General features: G+C 37.9%; 23 protein-coding genes and 1 tRNA gene. 9 read left to right on the top strand and 15 right to left on the bottom strand.

Annotation, left to right across the window (positions count from 1 at the left end; all coding sequences use genetic code 11):
- Positions 1 to 548: 548 nt before the first annotated feature.
- The 14 genes from O1Q79_RS00990 to O1Q79_RS00925 all read right to left on the bottom strand — a co-directional run bounded on the left by O1Q79_RS00990 (position 549) and on the right by O1Q79_RS00925 (position 9644).
- Positions 549 to 2453 carry a DUF5906 domain-containing protein gene (locus O1Q79_RS00990; RefSeq protein WP_386692528.1) on the bottom strand — a complete coding sequence of 635 codons (1905 nt, stop codon included), beginning with the start codon at positions 2451 to 2453 and terminating at the stop codon, positions 549 to 551.
- A gap of 279 nt (positions 2454 to 2732) precedes the next feature.
- Positions 2733 to 2942 (bottom strand): hypothetical protein, encoded by a 210-nt coding sequence (locus O1Q79_RS00985; protein WP_386692527.1) that lies wholly within the window; start codon positions 2940 to 2942, stop codon positions 2733 to 2735.
- Positions 2942 to 3286 carry a hypothetical protein gene (locus O1Q79_RS00980; RefSeq protein WP_386692526.1) on the bottom strand — a complete coding sequence of 115 codons (345 nt, stop codon included), beginning with the start codon at positions 3284 to 3286 and terminating at the stop codon, positions 2942 to 2944. Before O1Q79_RS00980 ends, O1Q79_RS00985 begins: the two co-directional genes overlap by 1 nt.
- Positions 3276 to 3497: a hypothetical protein gene (locus O1Q79_RS00975; protein ID WP_386692525.1), complete on the bottom strand. Its 222-nt coding sequence runs from the start codon at positions 3495 to 3497 to the stop codon at positions 3276 to 3278. The genes O1Q79_RS00980 and O1Q79_RS00975 overlap by 11 nt, the downstream gene beginning before the upstream one ends.
- Positions 3490 to 4086: an ash family protein gene (locus O1Q79_RS00970; RefSeq protein WP_386692524.1), complete on the bottom strand. Its 597-nt coding sequence runs from the start codon at positions 4084 to 4086 to the stop codon at positions 3490 to 3492. The genes O1Q79_RS00975 and O1Q79_RS00970 overlap by 8 nt, the downstream gene beginning before the upstream one ends.
- An 80-nt stretch (positions 4087 to 4166) precedes the next feature.
- Positions 4167 to 4412 carry a hypothetical protein gene (locus O1Q79_RS00965; RefSeq protein WP_386692523.1) on the bottom strand — a complete coding sequence of 82 codons (246 nt, stop codon included), beginning with the start codon at positions 4410 to 4412 and terminating at the stop codon, positions 4167 to 4169.
- The gene (locus O1Q79_RS00960; RefSeq protein ID WP_386692522.1) at positions 4412 to 4621 is read right to left on the bottom strand and encodes a helix-turn-helix transcriptional regulator; all 210 of its coding nucleotides are present in this window, start codon (positions 4619 to 4621) and stop codon (positions 4412 to 4414) included. Before O1Q79_RS00960 ends, O1Q79_RS00965 begins: the two co-directional genes overlap by 1 nt.
- 144 nt (positions 4622 to 4765) lie before the next feature.
- Positions 4766 to 5629, bottom strand: coding sequence for a hypothetical protein (locus O1Q79_RS00955; protein ID WP_386692521.1), 864 nt, complete (start codon positions 5627 to 5629; stop codon positions 4766 to 4768).
- A 151-nt stretch (positions 5630 to 5780) separates the two neighbouring features.
- Positions 5781 to 6029 carry a P2 family phage major capsid protein gene (locus tag O1Q79_RS00950; protein WP_386692520.1) on the bottom strand — a complete coding sequence of 83 codons (249 nt, stop codon included), beginning with the start codon at positions 6027 to 6029 and terminating at the stop codon, positions 5781 to 5783.
- Entirely contained in the window at positions 6026 to 6712 is a 687-nt protein-coding gene (locus tag O1Q79_RS00945; protein WP_386692519.1) for a P2 family phage major capsid protein, read from the bottom strand. Before O1Q79_RS00945 ends, O1Q79_RS00950 begins: the two co-directional genes overlap by 4 nt.
- A gap of 13 nt (positions 6713 to 6725) precedes the next feature.
- A complete protein-coding gene (locus tag O1Q79_RS00940) occupies positions 6726 to 7442 on the bottom strand; it encodes a hypothetical protein (RefSeq protein ID WP_386692518.1) in 717 nt (238 codons plus the stop codon).
- Positions 7439 to 7717: a helix-turn-helix transcriptional regulator gene (locus tag O1Q79_RS00935; protein WP_386692517.1), complete on the bottom strand. Its 279-nt coding sequence runs from the start codon at positions 7715 to 7717 to the stop codon at positions 7439 to 7441. Before O1Q79_RS00935 ends, O1Q79_RS00940 begins: the two co-directional genes overlap by 4 nt.
- Positions 7718 to 8142: 425 nt before the next feature.
- The gene (locus tag O1Q79_RS00930) at positions 8143 to 9339 is read right to left on the bottom strand and encodes a tyrosine-type recombinase/integrase (protein WP_386692516.1); all 1197 of its coding nucleotides are present in this window, start codon (positions 9337 to 9339) and stop codon (positions 8143 to 8145) included.
- Between the two features lie 215 nt (positions 9340 to 9554).
- A tRNA-Ser gene (locus tag O1Q79_RS00925) sits at positions 9555 to 9644 on the bottom strand.
- Positions 9645 to 9804: 160 nt separating this feature from the next.
- Between O1Q79_RS00925 and dauA the strand changes: the two genes are divergently transcribed.
- From dauA to hisIE, 9 genes are all read left to right on the top strand, one after another.
- Complete coding sequence (dauA, locus tag O1Q79_RS00920; protein ID WP_386692515.1) at positions 9805 to 11550, top strand: C4-dicarboxylic acid transporter DauA; 1746 nt, start codon at positions 9805 to 9807, stop codon at positions 11548 to 11550.
- A 28-nt stretch (positions 11551 to 11578) separates the two neighbouring features.
- A complete protein-coding gene (gene hisB, locus O1Q79_RS00915) occupies positions 11579 to 12673 on the top strand; it encodes a bifunctional histidinol-phosphatase/imidazoleglycerol-phosphate dehydratase HisB (RefSeq protein ID WP_386692514.1) in 1095 nt (364 codons plus the stop codon).
- Positions 12674 to 12748: 75 nt separating this feature from the next.
- Entirely contained in the window at positions 12749 to 13000 is a 252-nt protein-coding gene (locus tag O1Q79_RS00910; protein WP_386692513.1) for an antitoxin, read from the top strand.
- A complete protein-coding gene (locus O1Q79_RS00905; RefSeq protein WP_386692512.1) occupies positions 12997 to 13386 on the top strand; it encodes a type II toxin-antitoxin system VapC family toxin in 390 nt (129 codons plus the stop codon). The genes O1Q79_RS00910 and O1Q79_RS00905 overlap by 4 nt, the downstream gene beginning before the upstream one ends.
- Positions 13387 to 13407: 21 nt before the next feature.
- Positions 13408 to 14001 (top strand): imidazole glycerol phosphate synthase subunit HisH, encoded by a 594-nt coding sequence (hisH, locus tag O1Q79_RS00900; RefSeq protein ID WP_386692511.1) that lies wholly within the window; start codon positions 13408 to 13410, stop codon positions 13999 to 14001.
- Between the two features lie 108 nt (positions 14002 to 14109).
- Positions 14110 to 14577: a LysM peptidoglycan-binding domain-containing protein gene (locus O1Q79_RS00895; protein ID WP_386692509.1), complete on the top strand. Its 468-nt coding sequence runs from the start codon at positions 14110 to 14112 to the stop codon at positions 14575 to 14577.
- Positions 14578 to 14598: 21 nt separating this feature from the next.
- Positions 14599 to 15348 (top strand): 1-(5-phosphoribosyl)-5-[(5-phosphoribosylamino)methylideneamino]imidazole-4-carboxamide isomerase, encoded by a 750-nt coding sequence (hisA, locus tag O1Q79_RS00890; protein ID WP_386692508.1) that lies wholly within the window; start codon positions 14599 to 14601, stop codon positions 15346 to 15348.
- On the top strand, positions 15330 to 16103 hold the full coding sequence (gene hisF / locus O1Q79_RS00885) for an imidazole glycerol phosphate synthase subunit HisF (protein WP_386692507.1): 774 nt from the start codon (positions 15330 to 15332) through the stop codon (positions 16101 to 16103). The genes hisA and hisF overlap by 19 nt, the downstream gene beginning before the upstream one ends.
- The gene (gene hisIE, locus O1Q79_RS00880; RefSeq protein ID WP_386692506.1) at positions 16103 to 16744 is read left to right on the top strand and encodes a bifunctional phosphoribosyl-AMP cyclohydrolase/phosphoribosyl-ATP diphosphatase HisIE; all 642 of its coding nucleotides are present in this window, start codon (positions 16103 to 16105) and stop codon (positions 16742 to 16744) included. Before hisF ends, hisIE begins: the two co-directional genes overlap by 1 nt.
- A gap of 102 nt (positions 16745 to 16846) precedes the next feature.
- Here hisIE and rpsT read toward each other — a convergent pair whose 3' ends face one another.
- The gene (gene rpsT, locus O1Q79_RS00875; RefSeq protein WP_386689482.1) at positions 16847 to 17110 is read right to left on the bottom strand and encodes a 30S ribosomal protein S20; all 264 of its coding nucleotides are present in this window, start codon (positions 17108 to 17110) and stop codon (positions 16847 to 16849) included.
- Position 17111: the final 1 nt, after the last annotated feature.

Here is a 17111-nt window from a genome sequence, read left to right as displayed (position 1 = left end):
GTAAGGAAGGGAATTATACTCAATTCTAACGCCTTGTTTTATAAAGGTTCTAGCCTTTCGCTTTTCTGCTTTGGTGATCTTTTGGTGATCATTTCATTTTGTTGGTGTTTTTTTGCCTTTCGCATTATTAATCATAATTGAGCATATTTAAAGCAAAAATATCATCATCTGCCTTTGCTCTTGGCGGTTCCCTTTTCTGCGAAAAATAAAAAATATAAATAAATAATAGAAATTTCACTCACTTTTTCACTTTTCCACATTTTTAGCATTTAACACCATGATTTATATATAAAAATTGAAGTGTGTTTTATTCACTTTTTTGGGTGATTTAGTGAAATAGTGAAAAAAATCACTTAAGAGTGAAACGAGAGTGAAAAAAATTTAGCTATTTTTGAATTAATATTTATTTATATTTCAAATAGTTATCTATCAAAAAAGTGAAAAAGTGAAAAAGTGAATTAATTTTATTATTAAAGTTTTTGGGATACAGAAAACATAAAAAAATACCGTGTTTTCTTGTTAAAAATCACGGTATTTTCAAAGGGTTATTAGCTATTACGCCATTTTTTAAGGGTTGCTTCTTTGTCTTTTAAAATGGCGTTGGTGTGGTTATATCCGCCCCCTATTGTGCGTTTTGTGAGCTTGATTTTATGCCCTGAAGTCTTAAAAGCAATGATTAAGGCTTGAAATAAATCGTTAGGCTTTAGCTGTGAGCGTTGGTCTATGCCCCTAACTTCACAAAAGGCTAAATAAAGCCAATAAAGCCGATCACATATTAAATCTGAATCAATGCCTAAAGATCCCCTAGTGCTACCTATTATTAAGCCTTTATTGCTTACCTGTTCCATTAATTCAAATTCTGCACTAAATTCTAAAACGTGGTCGTTGTTCCTCTTCATTTCTAAGGATTCTTGGCTGTTTTTCTGTATCAATAACGCTTGTTTTGCTTCATTCGGATCGCTGAAAGTGTCGTAAATCTTGCGAATAATGCCCCCTAGTTCTAGCTGTAATTTCGCTATTAAATTTGGGTCTTTGTCGCTTTCTTCTACGGCTTGATAAAAAGGGAATAATACCCTACGCCGTTCCATTCCGCCCCCGTCGTGTTTGTAAATCGGTAGGGTGTTTGAACAGATTGCTATAATGGCATTGACTTTCGCACTAAATGATTTTTTATTTTTAGGGTTAAAGGTGATTTCATCGCCCCCTGATATTTTCTTAATAATTGACGCATCGCCAATATATTTTGGTTGGTCGGCTGAATATAAAAAACTCTTGTTTAAAATCATATCAATAGCCTTTGGGTCTTTGATTATTTCTAAATCAATAGCGGCGTGGTTGTTATCCCCTGAAATTAATTTAGCAACTTCTAAAAATGTAGATTTTCCGCTCCCTGCTTCGCCTATTAGCTCTAGGGTTAATTGCCAATCGTTCCGCACGTTCAGAATCATATATAACGCCCCTAGCAAGGCTTTCTTTCGGTCTTCATTGTGGTTGCCTATAAAGTCTAGGTATTTATCAAAAATCGGGGTAGGTAATGCCCGATCTAAATAATCGCAATTATTAAAGCCTGTTAAATAATGCTCTTGCTTATGTGGCATAAATTCCAGTGTATGCTTATTCAATACGCCATTTTTAAAGGCTAACAATTTTTCATCGGTTTTCTGAAAATAGGGTAAATCCACATTCAAGCAATCAATTACATTTTTTAACGTGGTTGCACTGCCATATTTTGCCCCATATTCTGCAAAAAAATCTTTCACTAATCGCTGTAACTGGTTATCGTCTATCACTTGCCAGATAATGCCGTTATAGCCGTAAATTATGCCCTGTTCGGGGTGATAAGCTAAGGGCTTATTAAACCATTTTAGAAAGTATTCCGCCCTTTCGCTTGCGTTGGATTTTTTCAAGGTGTCTGCATCGAGTTCTATTAATTCGGGGGCGGTTAATACTATGACTTCTTCATCTCTGATCCGCTTGATATAGCCGCTTAAATCTTCCTGTAATTGCCCTAGGCTGTCTTTTAAGCAAAGTTTTTCAAGGTTTCGGGCGGTTTTAGCTAGGTGTTGGCATAAACGGCTTAATAATTCGTTGTTGTGGCGAATATTTGAGCCGTTGGCGTTGGCTTTTAACGCAAAAAAGCCGCTAATATCAATAAGGCTTGCTGCTTGGGTTTGTTCGGGTAATAGCTCCAGCTTATGAAGTTCGGCGGTTAGTTGGCGTTCATCTAAAATAATCGGCTTGTAGTCTTGGCTTTCTGGCAATACTTGGTTATTGGCTTTATTTAATAAGTCATAGCCGATCCCCTGTCCGTCTGTTTTGCCGTCTTTCGGGTCTTTACGATAAAACGCCCATACGTTCGCCCCTGTCAAAATAAAGATTTCGTCACTGGGGGCGGGGTTCTGCTTTATCAATTCTTTCAAATTCGGGGCTTTTTTAAGTCTTCCGTTCATCATAATTCATAACCTTTCAATCAAAAAAAGGGGCGGTTGCCCCTTTGGGTTAGCTTTGGTTTTTTGGGGTTCTGCATTGCTCACAATATCGAACAATATCACCAGCAAAAAATTTCGGGCGTGTGCTTGTGACGCTCGGGTCGTTTAGTTTTGGTAACCTGATCGGCTTTGGGAAATTCGGATCACGTTTTAGGCTTTGAACGTATCTATAACTCAAGCCTAAATAATTAGCGATCTGCTTTATTCCCCATAACTCTTTGCTATTGACGGTTATCTGCTTTTCTAACATAAAATCCCCCTATTGATGCCGTGTTCTCGTTGCCATTGTTGCCGCTTTTGGCGGTCTTTTTCATATTTTCGGGCGACCATTCTGAAAACTGGATTTTTCATCAATTCCGCTATTTGCTCGGCGGTTTTGCCCTTAATCATTTTTGCACAATATTCTACTCTGCCGCTGTCAATTATTTGTGGTTGATATTGTCTTGCTTTCATTATTCGCCCCCTTGGTTTGCTTGTGGTTGCTGTGCTTGGATAAATTCGCTTAATAGCTGAAACTCTAGCTCTATTTTCTCTTGTAGAATTTGGGCTATCATCATCAAGTCATAATGCACGACTTGGGCAGCTTTGACTCTTTCATTCATTGATCTGAATACAAAATTTTGATACTGCTCATCAATAGCGAAATAAAGCGAATTTTTAATAGATAATAAACTGCTAAATTTATCTAATTTTGTTTCCATATCTTCCCATTCGCTCGGTATTGGGCGGTAGTGCTTGGTGTTAAATTGGTAATCAAATTGCGGTGATTTATCCGTTAAAGGTTGGTTATTCATCATTCGCCCCCTTAAAATCCACATCATCAAGCATCGATTGCAAAGTAGTTAGCATATCAAAGACTTCTTCGTATTCTTCGGGGCTTAATATGCCATTGCGTTGAAAGCCTTGCATATCTAGGGTAATCATTCCGCATACTTGCATAAATTGCCCGATCGCTTTGAAATATCTTGCACTGCGTGGCGTATATTGGCGGTTAAAACGTTTACGCATAAATCACCCCCTTAACATTGGTTAAAGTGCGGTGTAAATGTTCGGGGTTTTTGACGTTCCAGCATTGCAATAAACAATAATCCCGCGCGATTTTTGCTCGGGCGGTGTGTTCGCTGTCGGCGTTAATGATTAAGCGTGCTTTCGGTAAGCGTTGAACGGTGCGACTTGTGTCGCCTAGGTGTTGGCGGTGTATGCCTAAAAATAAATAGATCATTGCTGATAACTCCGTTTGTTGATTTATGAAGTTATCGCCTTTACTTGTCACGGCTTGGCGATAACGTGCAACGGGGTGACAAACAGTCTCAAACGGAAAACTGCCAACCGCTAAGGGTTGCCCATTGCACGCTATCATTGACGATAGACATAATAGCCTATTTGCTTGATGTGTGCGAATGCTACGAATAAAAAAAGCACGATTTAAAGGCGTGCAATTATTCGCCGTTTGAGTTTTTGTAGGGTTGTCACGCCCGTTGCAAAAATATTCGCAAAAATCACCGCACTTTGTCAAGCGTTTTTTATGATTATTTATGTTCAAATATGTTGTTTTGTTGATTTTTTGAGTAAAATCAATATAATAAAACTTCATCATATTTTAATCCTTTGTGCTGAAATATTAGTATTTTTTAGAACATCCCCTTTATTCTCCGTAAAGGGGCTTTTTTTTGGCTTTTATTTGAAATAGCCTAGATTTATGGTTTCTTTCGGTTTTTCCTTTGGCTCGGTTGGTGTCGGGTCTGGGTCAACGGTGCTATAAGTGGCGTATTCTATCCGCTCGATTCCGCCTAAAAATTGCGCCCTGACATTTAAGCAGTTATTACAAAACAACATCGCCTTGACGGTGGTCGGCGTTGGTCGCTCACTGGTTCGCACTTTCATTGGTTTATCGCATTTCGGGCAATATATATTTAATCCCATTAGTTCCCCCCTTGCGTGGTTTGTTCCTGTTGGTCTAGCCAGTTTTTCACCGTACTAACTCGCCAGCGTAACGCACGCCCTAGTTTTAACGGTGGCGGAAATTCGCCAGCGTTCGCCATTGTGTAAAGTTTCGCCCTTGATAGGTGCAATAACTTACAAATTTCTTTCGCCGTGGCGTAAACGGATAGCGTTATAGTTTCATCTGTCATAGTTTCCCCTGTTTTGGTTTGTGTTTTCTGTTTTTTAGCGTTTTCTGGTGTTTTTTTGTCTAGGGGTATTGTGTGGGAAATAAGAATAAAAAAAGGGTAATTACCCATTTTTTAGGGGTAATTACCCTTTTTTATATTTGTTAGTTAGCTGTTTTGATACCAGTTAAACAAGGTTTTTTCAGTGATTATTTTTAAATTCAAATCGTTTATTTTTTCGGGTTGTTGCTGTTTAAGTTTTTCCAATTTTCGCCCTAAATTGCCGTTTCTGATAGTATTTCTAGCCTGTTCTGCGGTTTCTATGCCATAATCCATAAAAAGCAAGGTTTTAATAAAGTTTATTTGGTTTTCTTGCTTGACGTTTTGGCGGTTGGTTTGGGGGGCTTGTTGGATGGTTAAAAGGCTATTTTCTGCATAATCATCTAACAATTTTCCGCCGTTTTTTAATAACTCTAGCTCCGTTGCCAAAATATATAAATCATTGTAGTTAATTTTCTGTTTTATATTTTCTAACGTTCCTAAGTCGAATTGAATAATTAAATTAGTTTCGATTTCTCTTGGTGTAATAAGTGATATATTGTTTAATGATATTTCATTATTTAATAAATCCCTTTCAAATGTTCCAAATTTATGGCTATTTGGGTAAACTCCTATAAATCCATTTAATATAAAATAATTTTCTTCATCAAATATAGTTAGCATTAATTCATTTGCATTTTTTATTTGTTCTGAATTAATTTCTCTTTGATAAAATAAAATATCATTATTGATACTTATATTAATAACATCACCAAAAAAGCCACAATCTAGGGTTTGATTATTCTCAATAAAATCAAATTCTAGGCGGTGTTCTTCTTGGTTGGTTCTCACTTTTACGCATAGCATTAATAAATGATTGCTTGCATAATGAATTAAATCTTCAATCGTGACATTTATCTTTTTGTCTTTGTTTAATTCGGCGACGGCTTGAGGTAAGGTGTAGTATTTTCTAGGCGGTAGGGTGATTGGCATTTTTTGGGGTTCTCCGTAAGATAAAACAGGGTAAAACGTTATAATTTTTTTCCCCCTAGATTAGCACTAGAACAGGGCTTTTTAAACTGTATAAGCGAAAAAATAGGGCGAATTTATCGCCCTATTGGTTACGCTTAAAAAGTGCGGTGCATTATTCCATAATTTCGATATTTTCAATCAATGCGGCGGCGTTGTAGTCTTCGATGATGAAGTCGCACGTTATACTTGAATAAGTTTCCGTGCGGTTTTTTGTTGGTACTTCTTCAATAATACGGCGTACAGAATTTTGTAGAAAATAAAAGGAAATATTATTAAATCTAGTGATTAAAATGCTGTTCTCTGGGAAATATGGAACATTCACCGCACGCAATCCGCCTATTAATTTCTGTGAAATTGTCATTTGTGTGTATGATCTGGGTTTAGGTCGCCATACTGAAGAATTACAGGGTGATCGGGGATAATATTACGCCCGCAAATTGCCACAAAATCGCCTGAATTTTTAATAGTTTCGCCTAATTTTTCTAAACCAGCTTTCACTACAGCATTAATGCTTTTATAGGTCTGTTTGTCGCCAACTTTCGCACCATTAATTACATTATCAGGCTTGTTAGTCTGGATTTTTTTAAGCCAATTTATTTCACCAGTAAAACCAGCATTTAATAATGAATAAATCCATTGTTTATCTAATATCTGATTTAATGTTTTATTTAAATCAATTCCAGAATAAAGACTATTTGAATCAATTTTTGAGTGTAGAATATAACTATCAAGTGTAAGTTTTTTACAATCAAATTCACTTGATAGCGTCATTGCTTGCTGTACATCTATTCGGTTATCGTCTTCTATTTTTAAAAATGTTGTAGGTAAAATTATCCCTATGCTTTCGCCTTGTTTCTTTTGTGTTTTTACAATATTAATAAGATTAAAGAACTGTGTTTCACTTAGATTTTTTAAAAGTTCTTGTTCAAGCTCTTTATTTCTGTTATCAATTTCTAAATAACCTGTATTATCTAGCGATATTTCATTACCCATGCTTGATTGGTCTTTCTTTAGGCTTTCTTTTACTTTGTCTAATATGCTCATTTTATATTTTTCCTTATTTCGTTAAATCATTGATTAATTTTTTAAATCCTCTTGGTTCTGGTGTCAATATTCCCATTTCTTCCAGTGTTTTATCGTGGTGAAGTTTAATAATAGATGGTGCTTTAAAATCATATATTAAATTTTTAACGGTAAAATTTTCATCTATTGGGGCGGAAATATTAATAAATTCCCGAACAATATCCATAAAGTTATCAAGCTCTTGAATAATTGGGTCTTTAGGTGAATAAGAATTAATATTTGTTAATCCAGATTTTGCATAAATAGCAAAAATTTTACTTAACTCTGCACCGTGTGAACGTTTAAAATCTTCAATTAAGGTGTGAATTATTTCTCTAAATAATCCAACTCGTAAATTTAAAATATTACTTCTTTCATAATGTAATTCAGTTTTAAATTTATATAACTTATCTTCAACTTCTTCTATTACAGCTTGATAATAATCAATTTTCGCTTTTAAATTAAAATCCGCTGATTTCATTTCTGCATACTGATCCGCCGTTAAAAATTTATCCGCATCGATAGCGGTTTGCGTTTTGTCGGCGATCTCTTGTAGCTCATTTTCTAAAGCGGCTTTCATTTCTTCCGCTTTGGCTTTTTCGCTTTCTAGGCCTTTGAGTTTGCTCTCTTTGGCTAAATAATCCGCCTTTTTCTTCTGAAATTCGGCTTTAAGCTGTTCGATATTGTCGGTTGTTTGGGTTTGTTCGGTCATTGGTGTTGTCCTTTCGTTTGGTTTACTTTGGCGGTTATCCAGTCATCTATATCACTTTCTAGCCAGCCTATACGGTCGATTGTTATCTTGATAGATTGGGGAAATTCACCCCGTTTCATCAAGGTATAAATAGCGGTAGTTTTTAATGAAGTGCGGTTCATCACTTCTTTAATATTGATTAGCCTTGGCGTTTTCGTTTCTGCCACATTTTGCCCCCCTTTCGCTTGCGGTTGTCTGTTGTCGTGTGTTTTCGCCTGATTGGCAAAAGTCATCATATAGAAAGGGCGTTTTTTTGTCTTTTTGTGCCATTTGTAGGGCTAAAATTGACAAAATAGGGCGTAAAATAAAGGGCTTTGGCGGTAAAAAGGGGCGGTATCTTGGGATAGGGTTATCAAGTCAAAAAAAGGCGTTGTAAAAGTGCGTTTTTGTGCGTAAAAATGCGTAATAATTTTGACTATAAGAACGTTAAACCGTGCCAGTATTGGCAAGGGTTCAAAGGGCTTTGAATTTTGCGTAAAAAACTACCTATTTAACGTGCGGGCGAGGCGAGGATATGCTTGCGTTTTGTCGGCGTGCGTTTGATTAAGTTTTAAGCATAAAACGCATTTATTTATTTTTCGGGTATTGCTATTTGATATAATAGGTTCAAGGCAAAAAGGGCGAATTGCTCCGCCCTTGCTTGGTGTTGGTGTGGCTTATGCTAGGCTTTTTTGCACTGCTCTACAAAATCGCCCCATTGTTGCATCACTATTTGACGCTGTTCATAATATGTGCTTTTGTTGTATGCCTTGCTTACTGCGTCGCCGTGTTTATGAGATAAACAGGCTTCGGCGACTTCGTAAAATGTGATATTTTTATCAGATAAATAGGTTCTAACCAATCCCCGCATGCCGTGCGGGGTCATAATACCTTTATAACCTAACGCCCTTTTAAATGCTTGGGTTGCGGTTCCGCTTGAACAGTGTTTACCATGTTCAGAACGGTGAGCAAATACATATTTTTGCTGTGCGGTGTGTTGCCGCATTTCCTTTAATATCGCTAACGCTTGGCGACTTAATGGAACATCATGGGCTTTCTTACCTCCTTTCATTTTACCAGCGGGAATATGCCAGCAAGCACTATTAAAATCAATATCCGCCCATTCTGCTGTAACAATTTCTTTTGCTCTCACCATGGTTAAAAGCTGAAATTCAATTAAAAGCCGTGTTTGCAATTGCAAATTTGAATTTGCCAATCTCCGCATAAATTCGGGTAACTCTTCTGCTTTAATATGCTTATTGTTTTTTGATTTAGGGCGTTGAAATGAATTTTTAATTAGTAATAAATGATTATTATCTAGTACGCCCATTTCTACGGCGTGATTGCCTAAGGATCTTAAATCCCTTGCGACTTTTTCGCCCATGTGTGGGGTCTTATCATAAATAGGCTTTATCTTTTCTCTTGCGTCCGCTAACGTGATTTCCGTTATGGCTATATCCCCTAAAATCGGAAATAAATGATTATGAAAGCGTGCTATTTGATCTGATAAAGTTTTAGGCTTTAAATTCTTGCTTTTCATCTCTTGCCAGTCTAACGCAATTTCATTAAGGGTTATGCGTCGCCGTTGTTCTTGCTTGGCTTGCTGTTCTTCGTATTCAAGCGGATCTACACCTTTAGATAGCAAAATATTAAACTTTATCGCCGTTTCTTTAGCTTGGTCTAGGCTCATTTGCTCGGTAGTGCCTAGGCTTTTCCGTTTAATAATTTTGCTTACGGGTTGACGATAGGAATATAAAAAGCTCGTTTTACCGCTCGGCTGTACCAATAAAAATAATTTATCTGCAAGCGGTAATTGTTGCTTTTTGCCGTTGCCTTTTACTTTCAAAATTTGGGATTGTGTTAAGTATTTTTTAGTCATGGTTTAAATCCTTGTAATTGTTTCAAAATTTCAAGAAATGATCACCAAAACAAGCCAACCAACGAAAAAACGGAAATTTTTTCATTTTGGTGATCATTTGGTGATCATTTTACAAAGACAAAAAAACACGCAAAAAACGCTAAAAACAAAAAACACTTATAAAATAGTGAGTTATAAAACAGGAAAGACAAGAAAAACATTAAAAAACATACAACTGGCGGTAAGGAAGGGATTTGAACCCTTGATGCAGTTTCCCACATACACGCTTTCCAGGCGTGCTCCTTCAACCACTCGGACACCTTACCATTCTGGACACTCAATGGATTCATTGAGCAAGCGGGCGTGATTATAAGAATTAACTTCCCTTTCGTCTAGTCTTTTTTCGCTTTTCTTGCGAAAACGCAAAGTTTTTTGTAAGAATTTTGGTTAAAATAGTCTGTAGCTTTTAATTTTCGAGATAGAACAATGTTAAATAAATGGTTTCTTACCAAAAATGCCCTGTTAGCAGTTAAGCCGTTCAGTGCATTACAAGATGCGTTTCGCTTAGGTTATGGGAAAACGCAATTCATTAAAGATATTATTGCTGGGTTGACGGTTGGGGTTATTGCCATTCCGTTGTCAATGGCATTGGCGATTGCTAGTGGCGTGCCACCGCAACATGGTTTATATACGGCGATTGTGGCAGGCATTGTGATTGCTTTGTTGGGCGGTTCTCGTTTTAATATTTCAGGACCAACAGCCGCTTTTGTGGTTATTTTATATCCTGTAACGCAACAATTTGGCTTGGGCGGATTACTCATGGCGACCCTGTTATCTGGGATAATTTTAGTGCTAATGGCGTTGTTTCGTCTAGGACGGTTAATTGAATATATTCCGTTACCAGTCACTTTGGGCTTTACCTGTGGCATCGGGATTACGATAGCAACTTTGCAAATTAAAGATTTTCTTGGTTTGCATATTGATGTCATGCCAGCCCATTATTTAGAAAAAGTTTATACTATTTTCACCGCACTTCCGACTATTAACTGGGCGGATACGGCAGTTGGTGTTGTTACTTTATTAACTTTATCCCAATGGCATCGTTTTCGTTTACCTTTTCCAGGGCATTTACCCGCAGTCATCATAGGTACGATTTTATCGCTGGTTTTGATTATGGCTGGTTATGATGTGCAAACCATTGGTTCGGCTTTCCAATATCAACTGGCAGATGGTTCTGTCGGGCAAGGGATCCCCAATGTATTGCCTGAATTTGCCTTACCGTGGAATATTCCGAATGCACAAGGGAAGTTAGTAGAATGGAATTTTGATACGATTCAATCTTTGCTACCCGCAGCATTTTCAATGGCGGTTTTAGGGGCGATTGAATCTTTATTGTGTGCGGTGGTATTAGATAATATGACCAATACTAAACACCATTCTAATAACGAATTATTAGCCCAAGGGATCGGCAATATTATTACGCCGTTTCTTGGTGGTATCACAGCAACAGCGGCTATTGCACGTTCTGCCGCTAATGTGAAATCAGGGGCTTTTTCGCCGATTTCCAGTATGGTGCATGGCTTGTTGGTATTGTTTTCTCTGCTATTATTCGCTCAGGCTTTATCTTATTTACCCTTAGCTTCCATGGCAGCATTGCTGTTAATGGTGGCGTGGAATATGGCAGATCTACGTAATATCATTCATTTAGTTCGCCGTTCGGGAGCGAATGAAATTGCGGTGTTATTAACTTGTATCTTCTTAACCGTGATTTTCGATATGGTGATTGCCATTACGGTGGGCGTGTTGTTGGCGAGTTTATTGTTTATTCGTACCATTGCGGAAATGACTAAATCCATTGAACAAACTCACCCCGAAGATTTAAATGATGTGTTAGTGTATCGCATTAGTGGTCCGCTGTTTTTTGCTGCGGCGGATAATTTATTTGCCGATTTACACGAAAAAACTGTGCATACCGATCACGAAATCAAACATATTGTGTTGCAATGTGATGCGGTTACAGTGCTAGATACGGGGGGAATTCACGCATTAACCCGTTTTGTACAACACATGTTGCCACATCAACAGCTTTATATGTGTAATATGCAATTTCAGCCGTTGCGGATGATTGTAAAATCTAATGCGGTACTTGAATTGAAAAAAATTAATTTTAGTTCGGGATTAGAAGATACCTATCAAAAAATCCGTGATTTTGATAATTTATCTGTTAATTAATAAAAACAAAAGCCACAAGGAAAATATGATGACAGCACAACCTACCTTATTTATCGACCGTGACGGTACATTAATAGACGAACCGAAAACCGATTTTCAGATTGATAGTCTGGAAAAATTAAAACTGGAAAAAAATGTGATTCCTGCCTTACTTAAACTGAAAGATCGTTATCGTTTTGTGATGGTCAGTAATCAAGACGGGTTGGGTACAGATTCTTTTCCACAAGACAGTTTCGATAAACCACACAATGCGATGATGGAAATTTTTCGTTCACAAGGGATTGAATTTGATGACGTGCTGATTTGTCCGCATAAGCCAGAAGATCATTGTGATTGCCGTAAACCGCAAACCAAATTATTAGAAAAATATATTGTCAGACAGCTTTTTGATCCTGACAGTAGTTTTGTGATTGGCGACCGTGCCACGGATGTACAGTTAGCCGAAAATTTAGGCACTCGAGCCTTACAATATCACCCTGATAAATTGAATTGGGATTTAATTAGTGAAAAATTACTCGGTGAACCAGTAACCAATATCGGTGAACGTCCACCACGCTATGCCGAAGTGGTGCGTAAAACCAAAGAAACCGATATTAAAGTGCAAGTATGGCTTGATGAAACTGGGATTAATCAGATCAAAACAGGCATCGGCTTTTTTGATCACATGCTGGATCAAATTGCCACCCATGGCGGTTTTCGCATGAATGTGTCTTGTCAAGGGGATTTATGGATTGACGAACATCACAGTGTGGAAGACACCGCACTTGCCTTAGGCACCGCATTAAAACAGGCGATTGGTGACAAGCGTGGTATTGCACGTTTTGGCTTTGTGTTGCCGATGGACGAATGTAAGGCAAAATGTGCGTTGGATTTATCGGGTCGTCCGTTTATTAAATTTAACGCCGAATTTAAACGAGATAAAGTAGGCGATTTCAGTACCGAACTCACCGAACACTTTTTCCAATCCATTGCGTTTACAATGTTAGCGACTTTACATTTAAGTGTGCAAGGTGAGAATGATCATCATAAAATTGAAAGTTTGTTTAAAGTGTTTGGACGGACGTTAAGACAAGCCATTCGGATTGAAAGTGATGTGTTGCCGAGTAGTAAAGGGGTGTTGTAGTTCTCATATTAGTTGAATATATTGATATATTTATATATACTCTTAATATATACAAACAAGAGTTGGGAGTAAACAATGACAACAGCAAAATTATTTTGGACAGGTAATTCTCAGGCTTTACGCCTACCCAAAGCATTTCGCTTTAATAGTAAAGAAGTGAGTATTCGAAAACAAGGTCAAAAGGTGATCCTTGAGCCGATTGTAAATGATTGGTCGTGGTTAGACGAACTGACTGAAATGGGTAAACTAGATGAAAGTTTTGTACACTCTATTGAAGATGGTCGTTTATCTACCGCTCAAGAAAGAGATTGGAGCAGTTTTGAATGAAATATTTGTTAGATACCAATGCCGTTATTGCCATTTTAAATAACAATATAGATTTTATTACTCACTTGAAACGTTACTCTCCAACTGACTTCGCTTTACCTAGTATTGTTATGTTTGAGCTTTATTATGGTGCGGAAAAAAGTCAGCGTAAAACAGAAAATTTAGCTAAATTAGATAAATTGCCGTTTACTATTTTGCCCTTTGAATTAGATGATGCCAAACAAGCTGGCAAAATTAGAGCAGAATTAACTAAACAAGGGACACCTATTGGTACTTATGATGTACAGATTGCAGGACAAGCAATTAATCGTAATTTAATCTTGATTACCCATAATACTAAAGAATTTGCACGTGTAAATAAATTACGCTTTGAAGATTGGCAATAACTTACGGTTAAACTATAAATTATGAAAAATATTATCATCATCGACACTGGCTGTGCCAACCTATCATCAGTCAAATTCGCTTTTGACCGTTTGGGTTACACTGCCGAGATCTCCCGCGATCTGAATAAAATCCAATCTGCCGACAAACTGATTTTACCCGGTGTTGGCACGGCTATTGCTGCTATGCGGAATTTAGAACAACGCCAACTGATTGAGATCATTAAAAACGCTACTCAACCGATGTTAGGCATTTGCTTAGGCATGCAGTTAATGACGGAATATTCCGCCGAAGGCAATGTATCAACCTTAAATCTCATGACAGGGCATACGGAATTAATTCCTAATACGGGTTTGCCGTTGCCACATACGGGTTGGAATAAGGTGCATTATGCCGACAATCATCCGTTATTCGTCAATATTGAGCAAGATAGCCATTTTTATTTTGTGCATAGTTATGCCGTATTGCCGAATAAAAATACCATTGCTACCAGTCAATATGGAGTAGATTTTTCGGCTGCCATTGCGAGTAAAAATTTCTACGGCGTGCAGTTTCACCCTGAACGTTCAGGTAAAAATGGTTCACAATTATTGCGAAATTTTGTGGAAAATATCTAATGATTCATCAGGGTAATTTATTACGCTGATGACAAATCTATGATAGGCTATAACATACCTTTTTAAGGTAAATTAATTTATATTTTGTTTAATAAATAGGATTCTCAAATGAAAAAATCACTTTTTGTATTACCTTTAGTCGCCTTTGCATTAATCGGTTGTACTAATAGCTCATCTACCACAGACGCTACTTCAAGCTCTGAAGTGGTTGATGTGAGTGAGCCTTATGCAAATGTTCAACCAACCGAAATGCCTAGCACCATGGGACAGCCAAACACTCAATATCAACAGCCGACCTATAACCAACCAACTTATGACCAACCAGCCAGTAATAATGCCAGTGGAAATGCTGAACAGGTAGGTAATTGTACGGTGGTGCGTGATAGCACAAATACACCTGTTTATAGCCAAATTCAGAAAGGTTGTTACACGGGAGCAACTTATACTGTGGGTAAATACGATACACTTTATTTAATCAGCTACTTAAGCGGTAAAAGTATCAATGAAATTGTGAGCTTGAATGGTCTTTCATCAACAGCAAAATTAACTGTCGGCTCAACTTTACGCTTACGTTAAGCAATACTTTAGGAAAACCTAATGAAGAAATCTATCATAATCCCAGCACTTGACCTGATTGATGGTCAAGTGGTGCGATTACATCAGGGTAATTACACCAAACAAACCACATATAGTGATAACCCTGTTGAGCAGTTTGCCAGCTATCTCGCACAAGGGGCGGAACAGTTGCATCTGGTGGATTTAACTGGAGCGAAAGATCCTGCCAAACGTCAAACCAAGCTAATTGGCAACATCATAGAAACCACGCAATGTAAAATTCAAGTCGGTGGAGGTATTCGCAACGAACAAGATGTGGCGGATTTATTAGCCGTAGGGGCGAATCGTGTCGTGATCGGTTCAACTGCGGTGAAAAATTCAGACCTTGTGAAAGGTTGGTTTGAAAAATATGGGGCGGAAAAATTTGTCTTGGCGTTAGATGTCAACATCGATGAAAAAGGCAATAAAATCATCGCAATCAGTGGTTGGCAAGAAGCCAGTGGGGTGTCGTTGGAAGCATTAATTGAAGATTATCAATCCGTTGGTTTGCAACATGTTTTATGTACCGACATTTCTCGAGATGGCACTTTAGCTGGTTCTAATGTGGATTTATATCGTGAAATTTGTGCCAAATACCCCGTAATCAATTTTCAATCTTCGGGCGGTATTGGCTCATTGGCGGATATTCAAGCATTAAAAGGGACTGGCGTAGCTGGTGTAATTGTAGGACGTGCCTTGTTAGAGGGCAAATTTAATGTAGCTGAGGCGATCGAATGTTGGCAAAACGGATAATTCCTTGTTTGGACGTAAAAGACGGTCAAGTGGTGAAAGGCGTGCAATTTCGCAATCATGAAACCATCGGTGATATTGTGCCTTTAGCGAAACGTTATGCCGAAGAAGGGGCAGACGAGTTGGTATTTTATGATATTACCGCTTCATCAGACGGTCGCACCGTGGATAAAAGCTGGGTGGAACGTGTCGCCAAAGTGATTGATATTCCCTTTTGTGTGGCAGGTGGCATTAAAACCATTGCCGATGCAGAACAGCTTTTCGCCTTTGGGGCGGATAAAATTTCCATTAATTCGCCTGCGTTGGAAAATCCCGAATTAATCACCGCACTTTCTCAACGTTTCGGCGTGCAAGCCATTGTGGTGGGAATTGATAGTTGGTTTGAACAGGAAACGGGGAAATATTGGGTTAATCAATATACGGGCGATGAACATCGTACTTGCCAAACTAACTGGCAATTATTGGACTGGGTCGCTGAAGTGCAACAACGTGGTGCAGGCGAAATCGTGTTGAATATGATGAATCAAGACGGCGTGCGTAACGGCTATGATTTGGTGCAGTTAAAAAAAGTGCGTGAAATTTGTCATGTGCCATTAATCGCATCAGGCGGTGCAGGCGAAATGGTGCATTTTCGTGATGCCTTTGTGGAAGCCAATGTAGATGGAGCTTTAGCGGCAAGTGTGTTTCATAAACGGATTATTGATATTGGGGAATTGAAAGAGTACTTACAACAAGAAAAAGTGGAAGTGAGAAAATAATGATTAATACACAAAACATCAACTGGCAAAAAGTTGATAACCTGCTCCCCGTTATCGTACAAAACGCCAAAACTTGCGAAGTATTAATGCTGGGCTATATGAATGCAGAAGCATTAAATAAAACGCTGGTTGAAAAGAAAGTGACTTTTTATTCCCGCACCAAACAACGGCTATGGACAAAGGGTGAAACTTCGGGGCATTTTTTGAACGTGGTGGATATGGCGTTGGATTGTGATAATGATACGTTGTTAATTTTAGTTAATCCTATTGGACCCACTTGCCATAAAGGCACAGAAAGTTGTTTTAGTGAATTGCAAACGTTGCCTGATTGGGTATTTTTCAGCAAATTAGAAAACCTGATTAAATCACGCAAAAATGCCGATCCTGACAGTTCTTATACTGCTAAACTGTATGCTAAAGGGACGAAGAAGATTGCTCAGAAAGTCGGTGAAGAAGGGGTTGAAACTGCCTTAGCGGCAATGGCGAAAGATCCTGATGAAGTTGTGTCTGAAACAGCAGATCTGCTTTATCATTTAACTGTGTTATTGCAAGATGCCAACTTAAATTGGGCGAATGTGATGGATAAATTAAAACAACGCCACGCAGGAATTGGTTTGCACCCTGAGGGTTCAAATAAGTAGAAATACATTATTCACAACTATTTCACCGATTATAAACAACAAAAAAACCGCACTTTTTAAACAAAAGTGCGGTTTATTTTTCATTAATTTTTAAATCAACAATTACGCTAATTTTTTAATTTGAGCTGCTAATTTAGATTTGTGGTTAGCTGCTTTGTTAGCGTGAATTAAGCCTTTAGATGCCATACGATCCACGACTTTTTGCATCTCAACGAAAGCGGCTTCTGAAGCTGCTTTATCGCCAGTTGCTACTGCTGCATAAGTTTTTTTGATGTAAGTACGCATCATTGAGCGTTGACTTGCATTGTGTTGACGGCGTTTTTCAGATTGAACCGCACGTTTTTTTGCTGACTTGATATTAGCCAAG

Origin of the sequence: Lonepinella sp. MS14434 (genome assembly GCF_042468235.1) — a bacterium.
Classification (GTDB): domain Bacteria; phylum Pseudomonadota; class Gammaproteobacteria; order Enterobacterales; family Pasteurellaceae; genus Lonepinella.
Note: the sequence above shows the minus strand (reverse complement) of the source record. Positions and strands in the feature narration are given on the sequence as shown.